The sequence below is a fragment of the Streptomyces actuosus genome, assembly GCF_016921115.1.
Classification (GTDB): domain Bacteria; phylum Actinomycetota; class Actinomycetes; order Streptomycetales; family Streptomycetaceae; genus Streptomyces; species Streptomyces actuosus_A.
In genome coordinates this window covers 14822-36082 of sequence record NZ_JAFFZS010000029.1, presented here as the reverse complement: position 1 = coordinate 36082, position 21261 = coordinate 14822, and the positions used below count along the sequence as shown (strand labels likewise).

The window sequence follows — 21261 nt, the reverse complement described above, 5'->3', positions numbered from 1 at the left end:
GGGCCCTGCGGCGGCGTTAGTAACGCGTTTCACGTCTCAGCGGGTGAGACGCCGGTCACGTCAACTCCCGCCGTGCGGACTCACGAAGCGGCAGGGCCTTGCGTACGGCCGCGTCCGCGGCGCGGGCCGGGCGCGGAGGCCCGGTCGAGCCCTCACCCCGCCCGTCGCGCGGGGGCCCGTGGCGGCCCGCGGCGGGCTCGGAACGCGTCCTACGGCCGTGCCCGGCGCGCCGGGCGGACCCTTGAGGGGCGGTCAGGTGCACGGGAGAACACGAAGCGCCGACGGTCCGGGCGAACCGGGGCGAACGGGACGCCGACTGCCCGAGGTTGACCAGCGGTGCGCGGGGTGGCCGGGGGCCGGGGGCCGCCGAGCCGGTGGCCGATCACCGGGCAGCGGCAGCGGCAGCGGCAGCGGCAGCGGCCGACGGTCCGTCGGGGAGCAGGGGCCTCGGGGAGCAGGGCCCCGCCGGCCGGACTGCGGGCGCGCCGGACGGTCGGCAGGGACGCCGGACGGCCCGGCGAAGCGGACTCGTCCGCTGAAACCGGTCGACCTCGGCAGCGTCCCGGACGCGCCCGACCCTTCACACACGGCCGCAAAGCCCCTCCCTTCCTCCCTTCCGCCCGGCCCGCAGGGCCGGCCCCTTCCCTTCGGGCCTCTCACCCGGGACGGCGGAACCGCACCTCACCGCCCCCTGGCCCTTCGCCCGGCCCTCGGGCACCCTCCCCCGCACCCCGGACCACCACCGCAACCCCCGGGCCCACGGCACCCCCATACACCGTCCCGCATCCCGAACCCCGCATCGGACCCGCGCGCCCTGGAATCGTCGCCCTTCCGGCGGACGCGAACCGATCATCATCTCTGAGACCGTAGTCCCTGAACGTCCCCATATGTCCACTCGTTGGGCAGACCTGAGGGCAGGTGGCGCTCACCGCGGCTGGTTCCCGGACTCCGGGACCCCCGTCCCCCTCGCAGCGCCCCCGCCCCCGATCGAGAAGGAACGTGCATGAGCCCGAGCAGATGTCGCGCCCGCCGGACCCACGTCGGCGGGCGCAGGGCCCCCTCGGCCGTCGGCACCGCCGTCGCCGCCGCCGTAGGACTGGCCGCCACGGCCGTCGCCGCCTCCCCCGCCCGTCCCCAGGCCGTCGAGGAGAGGCGTCCCCCGACCGCTCACACGATCGAACTCTCCGGCCCCGGCGCCTCCCGGCGCTCGCTGCCGCGCATCGGCACCGAGGCCTTCTCCCTGATCGGCGTCACCTGGAAGGACCACACCCGGGCCTTCCACGGCACCGCGCAGATCCGCACACGCAGCTCCGCGACGGGCGAGTGGAGCGGCTGGCGCGATCTCGACTTCGACACCCCGGCGCCGGAGAACCCCGAGGACCGGGCCCCCGACGTCCGCGGCGCGTCCGATCCGCGGTGGGTGGGCCCGTCCGACGCCGTCGAGGCCCGCGTCACCGCCGACACCGGGGAGGCGGACCTGCCCGTCGGGCTGCGTCTGGACCTGGTGGACCCGGGCACCGTGCCCACCACACCCACCGCACCCGGTGTACCGACGGAGTCCACCGGCGGCGAGCCCGCTGCGAAGGCCCCGGCCGTCGTCGCACGGTCCGGCTGGGGCGCGGACGAGTCCCTGGTGAAGAACGCTCCCCAGTACATCGCCAAGGTGCAGGCGGTCTTCGTCCACCACACCGCCGGCAGCAACGACTACACCTGCGCCGACTCCGCGGCCGTCATCCGCGCGATCTTCGTCTACCACGTCCAGCAACTGGGCTGGAACGACATCGGCTACAACTTCGTCGTCGACAAGTGCGGCACCGTCTTCGAGGGCCGGGCGGGCGGTACGGGCGAGCGGGTGCGCGGCGCCCACACCTACGGCTTCAACGGCGTCTCCTCCGGCGTCTCCCTGCTGGGCGACTACGAGAACGGCGGCACCCCGACGGCCGCCGCCGAAGTGGCCATCGCCGACCTCGCCGCCTGGAAACTGGGCCTGGACGGCGCCGACCCGCAGGACCAGGTGACCCTCACCGCGGGCGGCGACACCGGCGTGTACGACAGCGGGGAACGCGGCACGTTCCACACCATCTCCGGCCACCGCGACGGCTACGCGACCCTCTGTCCCGGCCAGACCCTGTACGACGCCCTTCCGGCGATCCGCGCGGTGGCGGGCGTGGCAGCGGGCACCACGAAGAGCGCACCCGGCACGGCCTGGGCTCAGGCCGCGGCCCTGCGCGCCCGTCCGGGCATGGTCAGGTAGAACCGGTGCAGGGACTCCTCGGCCTCGCCCGTCGTGAAGCGGTTGAGCACCTTGCCGAGGGGGTTCCACACGCGCCCGTCGGGCATCCGCACCCCGACCGCCTGCCCGAAGTAGGTGCGCTGGTCGGGGTCCAGATCCACCCACACCGCTCCCGCCCGCCGTACGAGGACCTCGCCCACGTAGGCGCCGAGGCCGAGCAGCGTGCCGGCGACCCGCTCGCGGTCGGCGCCGCCCTTGCGCAGACCGTCGACGAGGAAGTCGGCGACGCGCAGGCTGCGCACGGAGTAGTCCAGCGGCAACCGGTTCCGGGCCGTGACGTGGACGACGAACCCGGCGGCACAGGCCCGCATCTCCATGGCGCGCGGCATGCGGCCGTCTGCTGCACCCATGGGCTCCCCCCTTCGGTCGGCGGCGGGAGAACAGGGGATGCTCCCCCTTTGATCAAGCGGACCCCGCCTCCGCAGCGTCACGCGCCCCGGACGTGTCGATCGCCACAGGGAGCCTCCGCGGCAGACGTACAACCATCGACGGGCTCGTTCGTCGCCCCCGGGCCTGCTCCGCGCCGTGCCGGGTGCCGCCGTGCACGCGGGCGCGCCCCGGGCCGGAACGGCAGCACCCGGTGGTCCCGCCGCGCCCGGGGGCGGCGGCCGGCCCTCCCGGCCGGGCCCGGGGACCGGCGTCGCCGCCGACCGGGGTCGGCGGGACCGCCCGCCGGACCATCTCCGCCGTGGCGCGGCACCCCAACACGCCGTCGCCGGAGGCGACTTCGGCGGTGCATCCGCTCCGGCGCCCGCCCGCCACGGAGCGCCCGCCGCATCAGGCCGCCGCCCCTCGCGGAGACGGTTCGCACGAATTGTCCCACCGGTCGCGACGCGATGACTCGCTGTTGTATAACGACGCCGGCTTGGCGGGCCGTGCCGCCTCCGCGGCGACGCGTGCCGGTCGCGCCCCGCCGCCCGGTCCTGACTCCGCACCCGACGAAGGGTTCCCTCGTGCTGCCCGACACCTCTGCCCTGTCCGTTCACACCCGCAGACTGCTCGTCGCGGCGGCGGCCGGCGGGGCGCTCCTCCTGGCCTCCGGCTGCGGGTCGGGCGGGGGCGACGGCGCGGCCGAACCCGTGGCGGCGGACTCCGGCGGCGCCACGGCCGCGTCGAGCGCGCCACCGAGCGCCACCGTGAGCGCCTCCGCGTCCGCCTCCGCGTCCGCCTCCGCATCGGCGTCCCCGTCCGCGTCGTCCTCGACGTCCACAGCGCCGAGCGGGAGCGCCGCGCCGGGCGCGAGCGCGTCCGGCGCCGCGGGCTCCGGGGGGACGGGCGGCGGCGCGGCCGGGAGCACGGCGACGTCGTCCGGCTCCGGTTCGAACTCCGGCACCGCGACGCAGCAGGCCTCGGGCGGCACCGCCGGCACCCCCGACTTCCCTGTACCGGTCCAGGTCGGTGACGCCACGCAGCTCATCACCGTCGAGGCCGCCGGTTCCTACGCCACCGTCACGGCCTGGGCCAAGGGCTCCTCCGGCTGGAAGGCCCAGTTCAGCACGAGCGCCGGGCGCGTCGGCTCCCGCGGCGTCACCGACGGTGCCACCCGACAGCAGGGGACGTACACCACGCCGTCCGGGACGTACACCATCACCGAGGGGTTCGGCATCGAGGCGGGCGGCACGAGCATGCCGTACCACCAGGTCACCTCGGACGACTGGTGGGTGGAGGACCCGGAGTCGAAGTACTACAACTCCATGCACGGTGAGGCGGGCGCCGACTTCCCGCTCACCGAGGCCGGCGACCGCGGCAGCGAGCACCTGATCAACTACACCACGCAGTACGCCAAGGCCCTGGTCATCGACTTCAACCGGTGGCCGGCCGTCCCGGGCCGGGGAGCCGGGATCTTCCTCCACGTCAACGGCAGCGGTGCGACAGCCGGTTGCGTGTCCGTGCCGCGCGCGACGATGGACCGGATCATGTCCTGGATCAAGCCCGGCACCCATCCGCGCATCGCCATCGGCTGACGCACGCCCCGTGCGCCCGGCGGGGGCGCGGTGGCCTCTCGTGACGGTGGGCACACGGGCGCCCCGGACCGCCCTCGGCCTCACTACGCTGGGCCCATGGTCAATCTGACGCGTATCTACACCCGGACCGGCGACCAGGGCACGACCGCCCTCGGCGACATGAGCCGCGTACCCAAGACCGACCTGCGGATCGCCGCGTACGCCGACGCGAACGAGGCGAACGCGGTGATCGGTACCGCGCTCGCCCTCGGCGGGCTGGGCGAGGAGGTCTCCGCTGTCCTCACCCGGGTCCAGAACGACCTGTTCGACGTGGGCGCCGACCTGTCCACCCCGGTGGTGGAGAACCCCGAGTTCCCGCCGCTGCGGGTGGAGCAGTTCTACATCGACCGCCTGGAGGCGGACTGCGACCGCTTCAACGAGCAGTTGGAGAAGCTGCGCTCCTTCATCCTGCCCGGGGGCACCCCGGGCGCGGCCCTGCTCCATCAGGCCTGCACGGTGGTGCGCCGGGCCGAGCGGTCCACCTGGGCCGCACTGGAGGTGCACGGCGAGACCATGAACCCGCTGACGGCGACCTACCTCAACCGCCTGTCGGACCTGCTGTTCATTCTCGCCCGGATCGCCAACAAGGAGGTCGGGGACGTGCTGTGGGTGCCGGGCGGGGAGCGCTGAGCCGTTCCGCCGTCCCGGCGGGCGCCTTCTTCGGCCGGATGACGTAGGTCAGCGCGATCAGCCCGTTGGATCACGACGATCCGCAGCGCCAGGGCGCGGACGGAGCGCAGGGACGAGGCGTCCCCCTCGCCGACGTACCCGATGGCGCCCTGGAGCAGCGCGCACGCGCCGGTCCGCGTCGGCGTCGAACGGCACGACGGCGCCCTGCGGGTGCGGGTCACCAGTCGCTACGACGGTCGCGGCGCTCCCCGCGCACCGGGATCCGGCGCCGGGCTCGTGGGCATGCGCGAGCGGGCCGCCCTGCTGGGCGGGAGTTTCGGCGCCGGACCGGAGGGCGCGTTGTGGGCCGTGCGCGCCGAACTGTCCTTGACGGAAGGAGATCCCCCACGATCCGCGTCCTCGTCGCCGAGGACCGGTCCGCGGTCCGCGCCGGGCTGGTGCTGATCCTGCGCAGCGCGCCCGGCATCGACGTGGTCGGGGAGGCCGCGGACGGGCGGGAGGCGGTGGCACCGGCCCGGGAGCTGCGGCCGGACTGGTGCTGATGGACGTTCAGATGCCGCTTCTGGACGGAGTGTCGGCGACGCGGCAGGTGGTGGACGAGCGGCTTGCCGACGTGCTGGTGCTGACCACGTTCGACCTCGACGCATATGTGTTCGGGCCGCTGCGGGCGGGCGCGGCCGGGTTCCTGCTGAAGGACGCCGAGGCGAAGGACCTCATCGAGGCGGTGCGGACGGTGGCGCGCGGCGAGGGCACCGTCGCCCCGGCCGTCACCCGGCGGCTGCTGGCGGAGTTCGCGGCGAGGCCGGTGCGGGAGTCCCGGGCCGATCCGGCGGTCCTCGACGGTCTCACACGGCGGGAACGGCAGGTCCTCGGCCGCCTCGGGGAGGGGCTGTCGAACGCGGAGATCGCTGAGCACCTGTGCATGGCGGAGGCGACCGTGAAGACGCACGTCAGCCGGTTGCCGGGGAAGCTGGGGCTGCGTAGTCGGGTGCAAGCGGCGGTGCTGGCACAGGAGTTGGGGATCTGAAACCACCAGGAGCAGTGGTCCAGACCTATTGACCTATGGTCCAGACCTTTCTATTCTCGCGGCACCGTGGGCGTGAAGGCTCAGTCATGCCCCTGACACCCCCGAGGAGGCGCACATGCGCTTCAGACACCGGGCCGCGGCCGGATTCGCGACCCTGTTGCTGCCCCTGGCCGGCCTCGTCGGCCTCGCGAGCAACGCCGAGGCCGCCACGAACGCCACCGCCACCTACACCAAGACCCAGGACTGGGGTACCGGTTTCGGCGCGCAGTGGACGGTCAAGAACACCGGCACCGCCGCCATCAGCTCGTGGACGATCGAGTGGGACTTCCCCTCCGGCACCTCCGTGACCTCCGCCTGGGACGCCGACGTCACCTCTTCCGGCACCCACTGGACCGCCAAGAACAAGTCCTACAACGGCTCCATCGCCCCCGGTGCCTCCGTCAGCTTCGGTTTCAACGGCGCCGGCAGCGGCTCTCCGTCCCACTGCAAGCTCAACGGCGGCGGCTGCGACGGCACCACCGTCCCCGGCGACACCGCCCCCTCCGCCCCCGGCACGCCGACCGCCTCCGGCGTCACCGACACCTCGGTGACGCTCAGCTGGGGCGCGGCCACCGACGACAACGGCATCAAGAACTACGACGTCCTGCGCGACGGCGCCACGGTTGCCACGGTCACGACGACCTCGTACACCGACAACGGCCTCACCGCCGGCACGGACTACTCCTACACCGTCCAGGCCCGTGACACCGCCGACCAGACCGGCCCGGTCAGCGGCTCGGTCGCCGTCCACACCACCGGCGGCGGCACCACTCCCCCGCCCAGCGGCGACACCGTCAAGCTCGGCTACTTCACCGAGTGGGGCATCTACGGCCGCAACTACAACGTCAAGAACCTCGTGACGTCCGGCTCGGCCGCGAAGATCACCCACATCAACTACGCCTTCGGCAACGTCACCAACGGCAAGTGCGCCATCGGCGACTCCTACGCCGACTACGACAAGGCCTTCACCGCCGACCAGTCCGTCAGCGGCGTCGCCGACACCTGGGACCAGCCGCTGCGAGGCAACTTCAACCAGCTGCGCGAGCTGAAGGCCAAGTACCCCCACATCAAGGTGCTGTGGTCCTTCGGCGGCTGGACCTGGTCCGGTGGCTTCGGGGCGGCTGCCCAGAACCCGGCTGCCTTCGCCCAGTCCTGCTACGACCTGGTCGAGGACCCGCGCTGGGCCGACGTCTTCGACGGCATCGACATCGACTGGGAGTACCCGAACGCCTGCGGCCTGAGCTGTGACACCAGCGGCAACGCCGCCTTCAAGAACCTGATGTCCGCCCTGCGCGCCAAGTTCGGCTCGAACAACCTGGTCACCGCCGCGGTCACCGCCGACGGCTCGGCCGGCGGCAAGATCGAGGCCGCGGACTACGCGGGCGCCGCCCAGTACGTCGACTGGTACAACGTGATGACGTACGACTTCTTCGGTGCCTGGGACGCCAAGGGCCCGACCGCCCCGCACTCCCCGCTCACCTCGTACTCCGGCATCCCGAAGGCGGGCTTCACCACCGCCGACGCGATGGCCGCGTACAAGGCGATCGGCGTGCCCGCGAAGAAGCTCCTGATCGGCATCGGCTTCTACGGACGCGGCTGGACCGGCGTCACCCAGGACGCCCCCGGCGGCACCGCCACCGGCCCCGCGGCCGGCACGTACGAGCAGGGCATCGAGGACTACAAGGTCCTCAAGTCCTCCTGCCCGGCCACCGGCGCCGTCGCCGGCACGGCGTACGCGCACTGCGGCAGCAACTGGTGGTCGTACGACACCCCCGCCACCATCGCCTCGAAGATGACCTGGGCCAGGAACCAGGGCCTGGGCGGTGCGTTCTTCTGGGAGTTCAGCGGAGACACCAGCAACGGTGAACTCGTGAACGCGATCAGCAACGGCCTGTCGTAGGGCAGGCCGCGCCGGAACACGCTCCCCCCGGGCCGAGTCCGGGGGGAGCCCCCGTCACCGGCCCGCCGAAGACGGCGAAGGGCCCGGTGCGTCGTCCCCCCTCCACCCCGCGGGGTGGAGCGGACGGGATCTTCGCACCGGGCCCTTCGCACGGTCCTATGCCACGTTCACCCGCTGGCCGGGCGGGGCCGCCTCCAGCCACGCCAGGAAACCGGTCAGCGCGTCCTCGCTCATGGCCAGCTCCAGGCGGGTGCCCCGATGGCGGCAGGCGAGGATCACCGCGTCGGAGAGCAGCGCGAGTTCCTCCTCGCCCTCGGGCAGGCGGCGTCCGGCCACCTCGATCGAGGAACGCTCCAGGATGCGCCGCGGCCTGGGTGCGTAGGAGAAGACCCGGAACCACGCCACACGGTCGCCGCTGTAGCGGGCCACGCCGTAGCTCCAGCCCTTGCCGCCGGTGTCGGGATGCTCGGGGACGTCCCAGCGCAGGGAGCAGTCGAACGTACCGCCGGAGCGCTGGATGAGTCTGCGACGCAGACCGAAGACGAACAGTCCCAGCACCACGAGGGCGACGACGATTCCGCACACAGACAGAGCGAGGACCATCGACTACCGACCTCCTCGTCTCTCGGGTTCAGCCTGCGGAACAGGTAACGGAACGGAAAAAACATCCAGATCTGCCTCAGCCGCGGCCGGCTCCGGATCGCTCCGGTGCCGGCCGCGGCTGAAGTGGGTCATCCTGCGCGCGCTGGGTTCAGCGCGCCGCCGCCGCACGCAGTCGTACGTCCGCGCGGCGCTCGGCGGCGGCATCGCCCTCCGCCTTCGCGCGCTCGAGCTCCCGCTCGACGCGCTGGACGTCGATCTCGTCCGACAGCTCGGCGATCTCGGCCAGCAGCGACAGCTTGTTGTCGGCGAACGACACGAAACCGCCGTGCACCGCGGCGACGACGGTTCCACCGTCGCTCGTCCGGATGGTCACCGGGCCCGACTCCAGCACACCGAGCAGCGGCTGGTGACCGGGCATGACGCCGATGTCGCCGGACGTGGTGCGCGCGACGACCAGGGTGGCCTCGCCGGACCAGACCTCTCGGTCGGCCGCGACCAGCGCGACGTGCAGCTCAGCAGCCAAGGGTGGCTCCTCGGGTCACCACCCGGCGGGAGTGCCGGGTGTGGGTTACAAGTCTAGTAGGCGTGGGAGAGGGGGCGGGACGTGCCCGCCCCCTCACACCCGTCACACGGGGAACCGGCGTCAGGAGACGCCGAGCTCCTTCGCGTTCTTCTTCAGGTCCTCGAGACCACCGCACATGAAGAACGCCTGCTCCGGGAAGTGGTCGAACTCGCCGTCGCAGATCGCGTTGAACGCGGTGATCGACTCGTCCAGCGGCACGTCCGAACCGTCCACGCCGGTGAACTGCTTGGCGACGTGGGTGTTCTGGGACAGGAAGCGCTCCACGCGACGGGCACGGTGGACGACGAGCTTGTCCTCCTCGCCGAGCTCGTCGATACCGAGGATCGCGATGATGTCCTGGAGGTCCTTGTACTTCTGCAGGATGTTCTTGACGCGCATGGCGGCGTCGTAGTGGTCCTGCGCGATGTACCGCGGGTCCAGGATCCGGGACGTGGAGTCCAGCGGGTCCACGGCCGGGTAGATGCCCTTCTCGGAGATCGGACGGGAGAGAACCGTCGTCGCGTCGAGGTGGGCGAACGTGGTGGCCGGGGCCGGGTCGGTCAGGTCGTCCGCGGGGACGTAGATCGCCTGCATCGAGGTGATCGAGTGACCACGCGTCGAGGTGATGCGCTCCTGGAGGAGGCCCATCTCGTCGGCCAGGTTCGGCTGGTAGCCCACCGCGGAGGGCATGCGGCCGAGCAGGGTCGAGACCTCGGAACCGGCCTGCGTGAAGCGGAAGATGTTGTCGATGAAGAACAGCACGTCCTGCTTCTGGACGTCACGGAAGTACTCGGCCATCGTCAGGCCGGCCAGCGCGACGCGCAGACGGGTGCCCGGGGGCTCGTCCATCTGACCGAAGACCAGCGCGGTCTTGTCGATGACGCCCGACTCCGACATCTCCTCGATGAGGTCGTTGCCCTCACGGGTGCGCTCACCGACACCGGCGAACACGGAGACACCGTCGTGGTTGTTGGCGACGCGGTAGATCATCTCCTGGATGAGCACCGTCTTGCCGACGCCGGCACCACCGAACAGACCGATCTTTCCACCCTTGACGTACGGGGTGAGAAGGTCGATGACCTTGACGCCGGTCTCGAACATCTCGGTCTTCGACTCGAGCTCGTCGAAGTTCGGGGCCTTGCGGTGGATGGACCAGCGCTCGCCCTCGTAGGACTCGTCGACGTTCAGCACCTCACCGAGGGTGTTGAACACCTTGCCCTTGGTGAAGTCGCCGACCGGGACGGTGATGCCCGTGCCCGTGTCGGTGACCGTGGCCTGGCGGACCAGACCGTCGGTCGGCTGCATGGAGATCGTGCGGACCAGGCCGTCACCCAGGTGCTGGGCGACCTCCAGGGTCAGCGTCTTCTTCTCGCCCGCGTTGGCCGGGTCGGCCACGTCGACGTGAAGGGCGTTGTAGATGTCCGGCATCGCGTCGACGGGGAACTCCACGTCGACGACCGGGCCGATGACCCGCGCGACGCGGCCAGTGGCCACGCCAGCAGGAGCGGTCGGCTCAACAGTGGTGGTCATTAGTTGTCACTCCCCGCGGTCGCGTCGGCCAGGGCGCTCGCGCCACCGACGATCTCGCTGATTTCCTGGGTGATTTCGGCCTGGCGGGCCGCGTTGGCAAGCCGGGAGAGGGTCTCGATGAGCTCTCCGGCGTTGTCGGTGGCCGACTTCATCGCGCGCCGCGTGGCGGCGTGCTTGGAGGCGGCCGACTGGAGCAGCGCGTTGTAGATGCGGCTCTCCACGTAGCGCGGCAGCAGGGCGTCGAGGACGTCCTCCGCCGAGGGCTCGAAGTCGTACAGCGGGAGGATCTCGCCCTTGGGGGCGGCCTCCTTGGCGACCTCTTCGAGGCTGAGGGGCAGCAGACGGTCGTCGAGCGCCTGCTGCGTCATCATCGAGACGAACTCGGTGAAGACGATGTGGAGCTCGTCCACGCCGCCGTCGGCGGTGTCCTTCTCGATGGCCTCGATGAGCGGTGCCGCGACCTTCTTGGCGTCCGCGTACGTCGGCTCGTCCGTGAAGCCCGTCCACGACTCCGCGACCTTGCGCTCGCGGAAGTTGTAGTGGGCCAGACCGCGCCGGCCGACGATGTACGTGTCGACCTGCTTGCCCTCGCGCTCCAGGCGCTCGGTCAGCTGCTCCGCCGCCTTGATGGCGTTGGAGTTGAAGGCACCGGCGAGACCACGGTCGCTCGTCAGCAGCAGGACCGCGGACCGGGTGACCGTCTCGGCCTGCGTGGTCAGCGGGTGCTTGGTGTTCGAGCCGGCACCCACCGCCGTCACCGCGCGGGTGAGCTCGGTCGCGTACGGCGTGGAGGCCGCCACCTTGCGCTGCGCCTTGACGACGCGCGAGGCGGCGATCATCTCCATCGCCTTGGTGATCTTCTTGGTCGCGGTGACGGATCGGATGCGACGCTTGTAGACCCGGAGCTGAGCTCCCATGAGTCAGGTCCCTTCCTTACGTCACTTGGCGGCGGCCGGGGCGTCCTCGCCGAGAAGCTTGCCGTCCGAGGTCTCGAACTGCTTCTTGAAGTCGGCGATCGCGTCGGCGACAGCGGTGAGGGTGTCGTCCGACATCTTGCCGCCCTCCTTGATGGAGGTCATGAGGCCCTGCTCCTTGCGGTGCAGGTACTCCAGCAGCTCCTTCTCGAAGCGGCGGATGTCGGCGACGGGGACGTCGTCCATCTTGCCGGTGGTGCCGGCCCACACCGAGACGACCTGGTCCTCGGTCGACATCGGCTGGTACTGGGCCTGCTTCAGCAGCTCGACCATGCGCTGGCCGCGCTCCAGCTGCGCCTTCGACGCGGCGTCCAGGTCGGAACCGAAGGCGGCGAACGCCTCCAGCTCACGGAACTGGGCGAGGTCCACGCGGAGACGGCCCGAAACCTGCTTCATCGCCTTGTGCTGCGCGGAACCACCGACTCGGGAGACGGAGATGCCGACGTTCAGCGCGGGGCGCTGACCGGCGTTGAACAGGTCCGACTCCAGGAAGCACTGGCCGTCGGTGATGGAGATGACGTTGGTCGGGATGAACGCCGAGACGTCGTTGGCCTTGGTCTCGACGATCGGCAGACCGGTCATCGAACCGGCGCCCATCTCGTCGGAGAGCTTGGCGCAGCGCTCCAGCAGACGGGAGTGCAGGTAGAAGACGTCACCCGGGTAGGCCTCACGGCCCGGCGGGCGGCGCAGCAGCAGCGACACGGCGCGGTAGGCGTCGGCCTGCTTCGACAGGTCGTCGAAGATGATCAGGACGTGCTTGCCCTCGTACATCCACTGCTGGCCGATGGCCGAGCCGGTGTACGGGGCCAGGTACTTGAAGCCGGCCGGGTCGGACGCCGGGGCGGCGACGATGGTCGTGTACTCCAGCGCGCCGTTCTCCTCCAGCGCGCGGCGGACCGACGCGATGGTGGAGCCCTTCTGGCCGATGGCGACGTAGATGCAGCGGACCTGCTTGTTCGGGTCGCCGGTGCGCCAGTTGTCACGCTGGTTGATGATCGTGTCGACGGCCAGGGCGGTCTTGCCGGTCTGGCGGTCACCGATGACCAGCTGACGCTGGCCACGGCCGATCGGGGTCATCGCGTCGACGGCCTTGTAGCCGGTCTCCATCGGCTCGTGCACCGACTTGCGCTGCATGACCGTGGGGGCCTGCAGCTCGAGGGCGCGACGACCGCTGGTCTCGATCTCGCCGAGGCCGTCGATCGGGTTGCCGAGGGGGTCGACGACGCGGCCGAGGTAGCCCTCGCCGACGGCCACGGAGAGAACCTCGCCGGTGCGGGTGACCGGCTGCCCCTCCTCGATGCCGCTGAACTCACCGAGGACGATCGCACCGATCTCGCGCTCCTCGAGGTTGAGGGCGAGGCCGAGGGTGCCGTCCTCGAACTTCAGCAGTTCGTTGGCCATGGCCGAGGGCAGGCCCTCGATCTTCGCGATGCCGTCGCCGGCAAGGGTGACCGTACCGACCTCCTCGCGCGAGGCCGCGTCCGGCTTGTACGACTGGACGAAGGTCTCCAGTGCGTCCCGGATCTCCTCCGGCCGGATCGTGAGCTCCGCCATCTGGGTTCCCTGCTCTCCTTGTTGGGCCCGAAGTTTCACTTGGGGGGTATGGGGGACACCCCCCGTCAGGAGGTGAATCCTCTGCACGGCCCAACCAGGGCCGTAAGTACGTACTGCGTGTTCAGTTGCCGTGCCTCGCGCGAAGCGGTCAGCTGGCCATCCGGCGCTCGGCGTCCGCGATGCGGTCCGCGAGGGAGCCGTTGATGACCTCGTCACCGACCTGCACGCGGATCCCGCCGAGGACCTCGGGGTCCACGTCGAGGTTGAGGTGCATCCGGCGGCCGTAGAGCTTCGCCAGGGCCGCGCCCAGGCGCTGCTTCTGCGTGTCGCTCAGCGGCACCGCCGAGGTGACGACGGCGACCATGCGGTCCCGGCGCTCGGCAGCCAGCTTCGACAGGGACTCGAGTCCTGCCTCCAGGCTACGTCCCCGCGGCGCGGTCACGAGGCGCGTGACCAGACGCTCGGTGGTCGGCTTGGCCTTGCCGCCGAGAAGGGTGCGCAGCAGCTCCTTCTTGGCGGACGTGCCGGCCTTGCGGTCGGTGAGGGCGGCGCGCAGCTCGGTGGAGGAGGAGACGATCCGGCCGAACCGGAACAGCTCGTCCTCGACGTCGTCGAGCGTGCCGCTCTTCTGCGCCGCCGTGAAGTCGGCGGTGCTCGCCAGCTCCTCCAGCGCGTCCACCAGGTCGCGGGACTGCGACCAGCGGGAGCGCACCATTCCGGCCACCAGGTCGGCGGTCGCGCCGCCGACCTGGGTGCCGAGCAGACGCTGGACCAGCTCGGCCTTGGCCTCGCCGGCCTGCGCCGGGTCGGTCAGGACCCGACGCAGCGACACCTCGCGGTCGAGCAGCGCGGTGACGGCCGCCAGCTCGTCGGCGAGCTGCGCCGCGTCGGCCGCCGTGTTGTCCGTGAGGGCGTCGAGACGCTCACGGGCGGCTGCCAGTGCCTCGCGGCTCGCTCCGTTCATCGCGCGGCCTCGGCCTTCGTCGCCTTGTCCTCGATCTCGTCGAGGAAGCGGTCGATGACGCGGCTCTGGCGGGCGTGGTCCTCCAGGGACTCACCGACGAGCTTGCCGGCCAGGTCGGTGGCGAGCTTGCCGACGTCCTGACGCAGCGAGGACGCGGCGACCTTGCGGTCGGCCTCGATCTGCGCGTGACCGGCGGCGACGATCTCCTCGCGCTGCCGCTGGCCCTCGGCCCGCATCTCGGCGATGAGCGTGGCACCCTGCTCCTGCGCCTCCTGGCGCAGACGCGCGGCCTCGTGCCGAGCCTCGGCGAGCTGAGCCTTGTACTGCTCAAGGACGCTCTGGGCCTCGACCTTCATGGCCTCGGCCTCTTCGATGCCGCCTTCGATCGCCGCTCGGCGCTCCTCCAGAACCTTGTTGATGTTCGGAAGCAGCTTCTTCCAGAAGAAGAAGAACACGATGGCGAAGGCGATGGTGCCGACGAGCAGCTCGGGGCCGGCCGGGATGAGCGGGTTCTGCTTCTCCTCGGCCGCCAGCTGTGCCAGGTTGGCGATCACATCAGTGCCTTTCGTCGATGCGTGTAGCGGTAAGTAGGTATTACTGACCGAACACGAACGGCATAACGATGCCGATGAGGGCGAGCGCCTCACAGAACGCGAAGCCGAGGATCTGGTTGGCACGGATCAGGCCGGCGGCCTCGGGCTGGCGGGCCAGGGCCTGGGTGCCGTTGCCGAAGATGATGCCGACGCCGATGCCGGGGCCGATGGCCGAGAGGCCGTAACCGACGGAACCGATGGAACCGGAGACAGCGGCGAGGGTCTCAGTGGCAGCCATGCTGAATCTTCCTTTTCTTTACGGACCGGTGGGGGTTGACCACCGGACGACCAGGGGGTGGGGGAGGGGCTCAGTGGTGCTCGGCGAGAGCGCCCTGAATGTAGGAGCAGGCCAGCAGGACGAAGACGTACGCCTGGACGGCCTGGACGAAGAGCTCGAAGACGATCATGGCCATCGTCATCACGAAGGAGACACCGGCGGCCGGGATCATCCAGCTGTTCAGCAGGTACCAGGAGGCGACGGTGAACATCACCAGCATCAGGTGACCGGCGAACATGTTGGCGAACAGTCGCACCGCGTGCGTGAACGGGCGGACGAGCAGATTCGAGAAGAACTCGATGACCATGACGAGCGGCAGCACCGCGCCGAGCGACTTGTCGTAGCCCGTGATGTTCTTGAAGAAGCCGACGAAGCCGTGGCGCTTGAAGGTCAGCCCGACCCAGAGGACCCACACGACGAGGGCCAGCACGAGCGGGAAGGAGAAGACCGAGGCGACCGGGAACTGGGCCAGCGGGATCACGGACCAGATGTTCATGATCCAGATGAAGAAGAAGAGGGAGACCATGAACGGCACCCACTTCTCACCCTCGCGCTTGCCGAGCGTCTCGTAGACGATGCCGCGGCGCACGAAGTCGTAGCCGGCCTCGCCGACCATCTGCAACTTCCCCGGGACGACCTTGGCCTTGCCGAAGGCGGCCCAGAAGAAGGTGACGACGACGAGAGTGGTGACGAGCGCGAGCAGCATCACCTTGTTGAATTCGTATCCGCCGACCGTGAACATCGGCTGGAACAGGAACGAGTGCAGGCCCGGAGCCGGGAAGCCGCACCCGTTGTCGGACATGATCCGGCAACTCCAGTCGAAGGCGAGCTGGGTCTGGTCAGCACTCACCGCGGGCTCCTTCGGCGTGACGCATGGGTACGGCAACCTCGTTGTGTCGGCGCGGCACACGGCCGCGGATCGGCACCGGACAGGTGTAACGGATGTGGGGGCGGCTGGAGGGCATCGAGCCTCGCGTTCGAACAGGCGTCAGCTCGGATGCCCGCGCCCGCGATGCCGCAGTTGGCACCGGACGATAGCAGGAGATCTCACAGGCCCTTATCCCGCCCCTACCCCTCACGACGACGGCCCCGACTTCTCGGACTTGTCACTCTCGGCGGAGTCCGGGTCGACATAGAAGAGCTTGGCCTTCATGTGCGCCCGGGCCTGCGCGGCCATCCACACCACGGTCGCGACGACGAGCGAGACCGCGAATGCCTTGGCATTGAAGAGGGAGGTGTCCTTGAAGACGGCGACGAAGATCAGGAGCAGCAGGAGCTGGGCGACATAGAGCATCAGCCCCATGGCCTGGAACATCTGCGGGAGCGTTTTTGCCGTCCACTGCAGAACATAGAGGCCGATCCCCATGAAGAGGATCGCCAGCAGTGCGCCGACGGCGGCTCCCAGAGCGCCCTTGCCTCCGGCCACCGCGCCGCTGACGGCGACGGCGACCACACCGGCAGCGGCCGTGGGTACGGCGCACTGCGCAAGGTTCCGGGCGTCTTTGGACGGCATGGCGGCAACTCCGCTTTCACAGGGGGCAGGGGTGTCGTCATGGACGAGCGTAGTCCCGGTCGGAGTGGTGGAAACCTCACGGCCAAGAGGCCGTCGCACTGCGACCCCTCGACTCTGTCCGGGTTCTCGTGAACGGTATCACAAACTATTTGATGCAGTCTTTACCTGCCGAGTGTGCCCGGTGTCACACATGAGAGTGAAGCTGCGCGTCTGTGCGGAAACAGGGCCAATTTGTCTGATATTGGGGAGCTTTGCTCCCCCACGACTTGGCAATGCTCTCGTCAGATTCTTACCTTGCCGTCAGCGTGACGTTCCCGCTTTACCCCGGTCCAGGACGCGCGAACGGGCGCTGAGAGCGGTCGCTCCGTTGACCGACGCCGCTCCGGCCGCGACCGGGTCGCGGGTGTCCTGGTCGGCCGGGGCGTCGGCGGATCCGGCCGAGCCGGCCGGCTCGGCCGCCCTGCGGCGCCGCCGGTACCGCGGCGGCACGAAGCGCTCCGCCCAGCGCGGAGCGCGCGGCCTGAAGCGCGGCAGCAGGAGCAGCAGCAGACCGATGGCACTGAGGACGACGACGCCCAGCACGATCCACATCGAGGCGGAGTTCACCGAGTAGCCGAGCGCGCCGAAGGCGATCAGCGCCGACCAGAAGTACATGATCAGCACCGCGCGGCTGTGCGAGTGACCGATCTCCAGCAGGCGGTGGTGCAGGTGCCCCCGGTCGGCCGCGAACGGCGACTGACCACGCCAGGTGCGCCGGACGATCGCCAGGATCAGGTCGGCCGCCGGGATCGCGATGATGGTGAGCGGCATCACCAGCGGGATGTAGACCGGCACCATCTGGTGCACGGAGTTCCGCTCGGACCCGGAGAACAGCTTCATGACGTCCGGATCGATCTGGCCGGTGACCGAGATGGCGCCCGCCGCCAGCACGAGCCCGATGAGCATCGAGCCGGAGTCGCCCATGAAGATGCGCGCGGGATGCATGTTGTGCGGCAGGAAGCCCAGGCACATGCCCATCAGGACCGCGGCGAACAGGGTCGCCGGGGCGGCCTCCTCGATGTTGTAGCCGTACCAGATGCGGTAGGCGTACATGAAGAACGCGGCCGCCGCGATGCACACCATTCCGGCCGCGAGGCCGTCCAGACCGTCGACGAAGTTCACCGCGTTGATCGTGATGACGACCAGCGCGACCGTCAGCAGGGTGCCCTGCCACTGCGTCAGCGCCACGGTGCCGACGCCCGGGATGGGCAGCCACAGGATCGTCAGACCCTGCACGACCATCACGCCGGCGGCGATCATCTGCCCGCCCAGCTTGATCAGGGCGTCGATCTCGAACTTGTCGTCCAGGACGCCGATCAGCCAGATCAGCGCTGCGCCCGAGAGCAGGGCGCGTGGTTCGTTGGACTTCTCGAAGACCTCGTTGAGGTTGGTGAGGTGGTCGGCGACCAGCAGCCCCGCGCACAGGCCGAAGAACATCGCGATCCCGCCGAGCCGCGGAGTGGGTTCCCGGTGCACGTCACGTGCCCGGATCTCCGGCATCGCCCCGGCCACGATCGCGAACTTCCGTACCGGCCCTGTCAGCAGATACGTCACCGCGGCCGTGACGCAGAGCGTCAGCAGGTATTCACGCACGGGCTTCCCCACAGGTCTCGCTGGCCATATCAGCCCCACACCCTAGCGACTGCGCGCACAGGGGACGCATATGGTGAAGGACTTCCGGGTAGCGACGATGGTTGCACGGGAGCCTGTGCGCACGCGGCACACCCGGCGCACGGGGCGTCCGCCGCCCGTCCCGCTCACCCGGGATACGGCGGGAAACGCTCCGCCAGCTCGCGCGCCTCCGCGCGGGCCCGCCGGGTGTCGATCTCGCCGCGCAGCACGCCTGCGAGCAGGGCGGCGACCGATGTCATCTCCTTCTCCCCCATGCCCTGGGTGGTCAGTGCCGCGGTGCCCAGGCGCAGTCCGCGCTCGGTGCCGTGCGGCAGGGCGCAGCAGTCCATGACCAGGCCGGCGGCGGCGAGCAGGCCGCGGGCGGTGCGGCCGTCCGGGCCGAGGGGTGCCGGGTCGGCGGTGATCAGGTGGGTGTCGGTACCGCCGGTGGTGACGACGAGCCCCTCGGCCGTCAGAGCGGCGGCGAGGACCTTGGCGTTGGCCACCACCCGATGGGCGTACGCGGCGAACGCCGGGGTCGCGGCCTCGCCGAAGGCGACGGCCTTGGCGGCGATCGTGTGCATCTGGGCGCCGCCCTGGGTGAAGGGGAACACGGCCCGGTCGACCCGTTCGGCCAGTTCCCCGCCGCACAGGATCATCCCGCCGCGCGGACCGCGCAGCACCTTGTGCGTGGTGGCGCAGACGATGTCGGCGTACGGCACCGGGTTGGGTGCCGCTCCCCCGGCCACCAGGCCGATGGGGTGCGCGGCGTCCGCGATGAGACAGGCGCCCGCCTCGTCGGCGACCTCGCGGAAGAAGGCGTGGTCGATGTGGCGGGGGTAGGCGATGGATCCGCAGACGATCGCCTTGGGGCGGTGGCTGCGGGCGAGGGTGCGGACCTGGTCGTGGTCGATGAGCCCGGTCTCCGCGTCGACGCCGTAGCCGACGAAGTCGAACCAGCGGCCGGAGAAGTTCGCCGGCGACCCGTGGGTGAGGTGCCCGCCGTACGGCAGCCCGAGGGCCAGGACGGTGTCGCCGGGGCGCAGCAGCGCGGCGTACGCGGCGAGCACGGCGGAGGACCCGGAGTGCGGCTGGACGTTGGCGTGGGCGGCGCCGAACAGGGCCTTCGCCCGGTCGACGGCGATGCGCTCGGCGACGTCGACGATCTCGCAGCCGCCGTGGTGGCGGGCGCCCGGGTACCCCTCGGCGTACTTGTTGGCGAGCGGTGAGCCGAGCGCGGCGAGCACGGACGGCGACGTGAAGTTCTCCGCGGCGATCAGCTGGAGCGTCGTCGACTGCCGACGGCGCTCGCCGAGCAGGATGTCGGCGAGCTCGGGGTCCTGCCGGCGCAGGACCCCGAGCCCGCCCTCGGCGTCGAGGCTGTGGATGACCGACATGGTGGGCTCCGGGCGTGCGTCGACGGTGACGTACGTCCAATGTAGGTCCGGGGTCCGTGGGGTGCGCGGTACCTGCGTCCGCGCGGGTGCCGGCCGCCGTCGGCGGCCCGGGCCGGTCCGGTGGCGGTGCTGCGGGACGGCGGGCGGTGCAGGGACGGCGGTGCGGCGGCGGGCGCGGTACCCGGGCAGGTGCCGTCGAGGCCGCCGTCGCCCGGCGGGCAGGCGGGTGCAGGCGGGACGGCACCGTCACAGCGCCGCAGGGCCCGCGGCGGTCACCGGGCGGGCGCGGGCAAGCGGGCGACGGCGGCGAGGATCGTCGGTCCTGCCTCGGAAGCCGGAGGCAGGCAGCGGGGAGTCGGACGTCCCGGTGGCGCGGGCGTGCGGCCGGGCACGGACCGGCACCGGGGCGCCGGGGGGCCCGGAGGCGTCCTCACGCCCGGGCCGCGACCCCCGTCAGAGCCGTGACGACGGGGTCCAGGGCCTCGTGGATCTCCTCGCCTATCGAGCGGAAGAAGGTCAGCGGCGCACCGTAGGGGTCGTACACCTCGTCGGCCTCGGCCGTGGGAGCCAGCAGCCACCCGCGGAGCGCGGCGGCGGCGCGGACCAGGGCGCGGGCGCGCGTGACCAGGCCGTCCTCCAGCGGGGGCAGAGTGGCCGGATCTATCGCCTTCACCAGGCGGGTGAACTCCTTCAGGGTGAAGGTGCGCAGCCCTGCGGAGTGGCCCATGGAGATGACCTGGGCCCGGTGGTCGCGGGTGGCGGTCAGGACCAGGTCGGCGCATATGACGTGCTCGTCGAGCAGTTCCCGGCCCACGAAGCCGGAGGCGTCCGCGCCGAACTCCGCGAGGACGGTCTCCGCGTGGGACTCCATGGCCGCGCCCTCGTGGCCCCAGGTGCCGGCGCTCTCCACGACGAGGCCGCCGCCCAGGATGCCGAGCCGCTCGGTCACGAAGTGGCGGTTCAGCCGCTCGGTGATGGGCGAGCGGCACACGTTTCCGGTGCTGACGTGGAGGATGCGGAAGGTGTCACGCGGAAATCCGAAGGTCGTCGTCTCCTCCGCGCCGCTCTCCCCGCCGCCTATGCCACGCCCCACATCGGGGGCCGTCAATTCGCCACCTCGAGGTCGGGTACGACCTTCCGCAGCTCCTCGGCGGACAGGGCGCCCTCGCGCAGCAGCATCGGCACCTCGCGGGTGACGTCGACGATGGAGGAGGGGACGTTGCCCGGGGTCGGGCCGCCGTCGAGGTAGACGGAGACGGAGTCGCCGAGCATCTCCTGGGCGGCGTCGCAGTTCTCCGGCGCCGGGTGGCCGGTGAGGTTCGCGGAGGAGACCGCCATCGGGCCGACCTCCGTGAGCAGTTCGATGGCGACCGGGTGCAGCGGCATGCGCACGGCAACCGTGCCGCGGGTCTCGCCCAGGTCCCACGTCAGCGACGGCTGGTGCCGGGCGACCAGGGTCAGCGCGCCCGGCCAGAAGGCGTCGACCAGCTCCCAGGCCAGCTCGGAGAAGTCCGTGACCAGGCCGTGCAGCGTGTTCGGGGAGCCGATCAGGACGGGCGTGGGCATGTTCCGGCCGCGGCCCTTGGCCTGGAGCAGATCGCCCACGGCCTCCTTGGAGAAGGCGTCGGCGCCGATGCCGTAGACCGTGTCCGTGGGCAGCACCACGAGTTCGCCACGGCGGACGGCGGACGCGGCCTCGCGCAGACCGGTCACGCGGTCGGTCGCGTCGTTGGTGTCGTATCGCCGTGCCAT

19 protein-coding genes and 2 pseudogenes are annotated in these 21261 nt (G+C 70.9%); 6 read left to right on the top strand and 15 right to left on the bottom strand.

Features of this window, described 5'->3' with window-relative positions:
- Positions 1 to 1003: 1003 nt before the first annotated feature.
- Positions 1004 to 2254, top strand: a complete 1251-nt coding sequence (locus JS756_RS27365) for a peptidoglycan recognition protein family protein (protein ID WP_205385893.1) — start codon at positions 1004 to 1006, stop codon at positions 2252 to 2254.
- On the opposite strand, the gene JS756_RS27360 is transcribed toward JS756_RS27365, so the two are convergent.
- The gene (locus tag JS756_RS27360; RefSeq protein WP_240204447.1) at positions 2212 to 2643 is read right to left on the bottom strand and encodes a hypothetical protein; all 432 of its coding nucleotides are present in this window, start codon (positions 2641 to 2643) and stop codon (positions 2212 to 2214) included. The genes JS756_RS27365 and JS756_RS27360 overlap by 43 nt on opposite strands.
- 603 nt (positions 2644 to 3246) lie before the next feature.
- Here JS756_RS27360 and JS756_RS27355 point away from each other — a divergent pair.
- The 5 genes and pseudogenes from JS756_RS27355 to JS756_RS27340 all read left to right on the top strand — a co-directional run bounded on the left by JS756_RS27355 (position 3247) and on the right by JS756_RS27340 (position 7892).
- Positions 3247 to 4257: a L,D-transpeptidase family protein gene (locus JS756_RS27355; protein ID WP_307791099.1), complete on the top strand. Its 1011-nt coding sequence runs from the start codon at positions 3247 to 3249 to the stop codon at positions 4255 to 4257.
- Between the two features lie 96 nt (positions 4258 to 4353).
- A complete protein-coding gene (locus JS756_RS27350; RefSeq protein ID WP_205385891.1) occupies positions 4354 to 4926 on the top strand; it encodes a cob(I)yrinic acid a,c-diamide adenosyltransferase in 573 nt (190 codons plus the stop codon).
- A gap of 168 nt (positions 4927 to 5094) precedes the next feature.
- Positions 5095 to 5370, top strand: a pseudogene (locus JS756_RS37045) (ATP-binding protein); the annotation flags it as partial.
- Positions 5316 to 5953: pseudogene (locus JS756_RS27345) on the top strand (response regulator). The pseudogenes JS756_RS37045 and JS756_RS27345, both read left to right, overlap by 55 nt.
- A 115-nt stretch (positions 5954 to 6068) precedes the next feature.
- A complete protein-coding gene (locus JS756_RS27340; protein ID WP_205385890.1) occupies positions 6069 to 7892 on the top strand; it encodes a glycoside hydrolase family 18 chitinase in 1824 nt (607 codons plus the stop codon).
- Positions 7893 to 8048: 156 nt separating this feature from the next.
- Here JS756_RS27340 and JS756_RS27335 read toward each other — a convergent pair whose 3' ends face one another.
- The 14 genes from JS756_RS27335 to JS756_RS27270 form a co-directional block, all read right to left on the bottom strand.
- Positions 8049 to 8495, bottom strand: a complete 447-nt coding sequence (locus JS756_RS27335) for a DUF2550 domain-containing protein (protein ID WP_205385889.1) — start codon at positions 8493 to 8495, stop codon at positions 8049 to 8051.
- Positions 8496 to 8643: 148 nt separating this feature from the next.
- A complete protein-coding gene (locus tag JS756_RS27330) occupies positions 8644 to 9018 on the bottom strand; it encodes a F0F1 ATP synthase subunit epsilon (RefSeq protein WP_037680582.1) in 375 nt (124 codons plus the stop codon).
- A gap of 120 nt (positions 9019 to 9138) precedes the next feature.
- Positions 9139 to 10587, bottom strand: a complete 1449-nt coding sequence (gene atpD, locus JS756_RS27325; RefSeq protein ID WP_205385888.1) for a F0F1 ATP synthase subunit beta — start codon at positions 10585 to 10587, stop codon at positions 9139 to 9141.
- Positions 10587 to 11504 carry a F0F1 ATP synthase subunit gamma gene (locus JS756_RS27320; protein WP_205385887.1) on the bottom strand — a complete coding sequence of 306 codons (918 nt, stop codon included), beginning with the start codon at positions 11502 to 11504 and terminating at the stop codon, positions 10587 to 10589. Before JS756_RS27320 ends, atpD begins: the two co-directional genes overlap by 1 nt.
- Positions 11505 to 11525: 21 nt before the next feature.
- Positions 11526 to 13115, bottom strand: a complete 1590-nt coding sequence (atpA, locus tag JS756_RS27315; RefSeq protein ID WP_205385886.1) for a F0F1 ATP synthase subunit alpha — start codon at positions 13113 to 13115, stop codon at positions 11526 to 11528.
- Between the two features lie 148 nt (positions 13116 to 13263).
- On the bottom strand, positions 13264 to 14079 hold the full coding sequence (locus JS756_RS27310; RefSeq protein ID WP_205385885.1) for a F0F1 ATP synthase subunit delta: 816 nt from the start codon (positions 14077 to 14079) through the stop codon (positions 13264 to 13266).
- The gene (locus JS756_RS27305) at positions 14076 to 14633 is read right to left on the bottom strand and encodes a F0F1 ATP synthase subunit B (protein ID WP_205385884.1); all 558 of its coding nucleotides are present in this window, start codon (positions 14631 to 14633) and stop codon (positions 14076 to 14078) included. The genes JS756_RS27310 and JS756_RS27305 overlap by 4 nt, the downstream gene beginning before the upstream one ends.
- Before the next feature lie 40 nt (positions 14634 to 14673).
- Positions 14674 to 14910 carry an ATP synthase subunit C-like protein gene (locus tag JS756_RS27300; RefSeq protein ID WP_205385883.1) on the bottom strand — a complete coding sequence of 79 codons (237 nt, stop codon included), beginning with the start codon at positions 14908 to 14910 and terminating at the stop codon, positions 14674 to 14676.
- A 70-nt stretch (positions 14911 to 14980) separates the two neighbouring features.
- Positions 14981 to 15799, bottom strand: coding sequence for a F0F1 ATP synthase subunit A (gene atpB / locus JS756_RS27295; RefSeq protein WP_498063053.1), 819 nt, complete (start codon positions 15797 to 15799; stop codon positions 14981 to 14983).
- 225 nt (positions 15800 to 16024) lie between these two features.
- Entirely contained in the window at positions 16025 to 16462 is a 438-nt protein-coding gene (locus JS756_RS27290; protein WP_205385882.1) for a Cg1360 family ATP-synthase-associated protein, read from the bottom strand.
- A 300-nt stretch (positions 16463 to 16762) separates the two neighbouring features.
- The gene (locus JS756_RS27285) at positions 16763 to 18094 is read right to left on the bottom strand and encodes an MraY family glycosyltransferase (RefSeq protein WP_205385881.1); all 1332 of its coding nucleotides are present in this window, start codon (positions 18092 to 18094) and stop codon (positions 16763 to 16765) included.
- A gap of 164 nt (positions 18095 to 18258) precedes the next feature.
- Positions 18259 to 19509: a serine hydroxymethyltransferase gene (glyA, locus tag JS756_RS27280; protein ID WP_205385880.1), complete on the bottom strand. Its 1251-nt coding sequence runs from the start codon at positions 19507 to 19509 to the stop codon at positions 18259 to 18261.
- A gap of 430 nt (positions 19510 to 19939) precedes the next feature.
- Positions 19940 to 20617, bottom strand: a complete 678-nt coding sequence (locus tag JS756_RS27275; RefSeq protein WP_205385879.1) for an arsenate reductase/protein-tyrosine-phosphatase family protein — start codon at positions 20615 to 20617, stop codon at positions 19940 to 19942.
- Positions 20614 to 21261 (bottom strand): L-threonylcarbamoyladenylate synthase, encoded by a 648-nt coding sequence (locus tag JS756_RS27270; protein ID WP_205385878.1) that lies wholly within the window; start codon positions 21259 to 21261, stop codon positions 20614 to 20616. Before JS756_RS27270 ends, JS756_RS27275 begins: the two co-directional genes overlap by 4 nt.

What these genes read in the sequence shown, in the direction of transcription:
- JS756_RS27310 (WP_205385885.1), bottom strand. Translation starts at nt 14,079, where the DNA reads ATGAACGGAGCGAGCCGCGAGGCACTGGCAGCCGCCCGTGAGCGTCTC.
- JS756_RS27350 (WP_205385891.1), top strand. Translation starts at nt 4,354, where the DNA reads ATGGTCAATCTGACGCGTATCTACACCCGGACCGGCGACCAGGGCACG.
- JS756_RS27290 (WP_205385882.1), bottom strand. Translation starts at nt 16,462, where the DNA reads ATGCCGTCCAAAGACGCCCGGAACCTTGCGCAGTGCGCCGTACCCACG.
- JS756_RS27270 (WP_205385878.1), bottom strand. Translation starts at nt 21,261, where the DNA reads ATGGCACGGCGATACGACACCAACGACGCGACCGACCGCGTGACCGGT.
- JS756_RS27335 (WP_205385889.1), bottom strand. Translation starts at nt 8,495, where the DNA reads ATGGTCCTCGCTCTGTCTGTGTGCGGAATCGTCGTCGCCCTCGTGGTG.
- JS756_RS27320 (WP_205385887.1), bottom strand. Translation starts at nt 11,504, where the DNA reads ATGGGAGCTCAGCTCCGGGTCTACAAGCGTCGCATCCGATCCGTCACC.
- atpA (WP_205385886.1), bottom strand. Translation starts at nt 13,115, where the DNA reads ATGGCGGAGCTCACGATCCGGCCGGAGGAGATCCGGGACGCACTGGAG.
- atpD (WP_205385888.1), bottom strand. Translation starts at nt 10,587, where the DNA reads ATGACCACCACTGTTGAGCCGACCGCTCCTGCTGGCGTGGCCACTGGC.
- JS756_RS27340 (WP_205385890.1), top strand. Translation starts at nt 6,069, where the DNA reads ATGCGCTTCAGACACCGGGCCGCGGCCGGATTCGCGACCCTGTTGCTG.
- JS756_RS27365 (WP_205385893.1), top strand. Translation starts at nt 1,004, where the DNA reads ATGAGCCCGAGCAGATGTCGCGCCCGCCGGACCCACGTCGGCGGGCGC.
- JS756_RS27360 (WP_240204447.1), bottom strand. Translation starts at nt 2,643, where the DNA reads ATGGGTGCAGCAGACGGCCGCATGCCGCGCGCCATGGAGATGCGGGCC.
- JS756_RS27300 (WP_205385883.1), bottom strand. Translation starts at nt 14,910, where the DNA reads ATGGCTGCCACTGAGACCCTCGCCGCTGTCTCCGGTTCCATCGGTTCC.
- glyA (WP_205385880.1), bottom strand. Translation starts at nt 19,509, where the DNA reads ATGTCGGTCATCCACAGCCTCGACGCCGAGGGCGGGCTCGGGGTCCTG.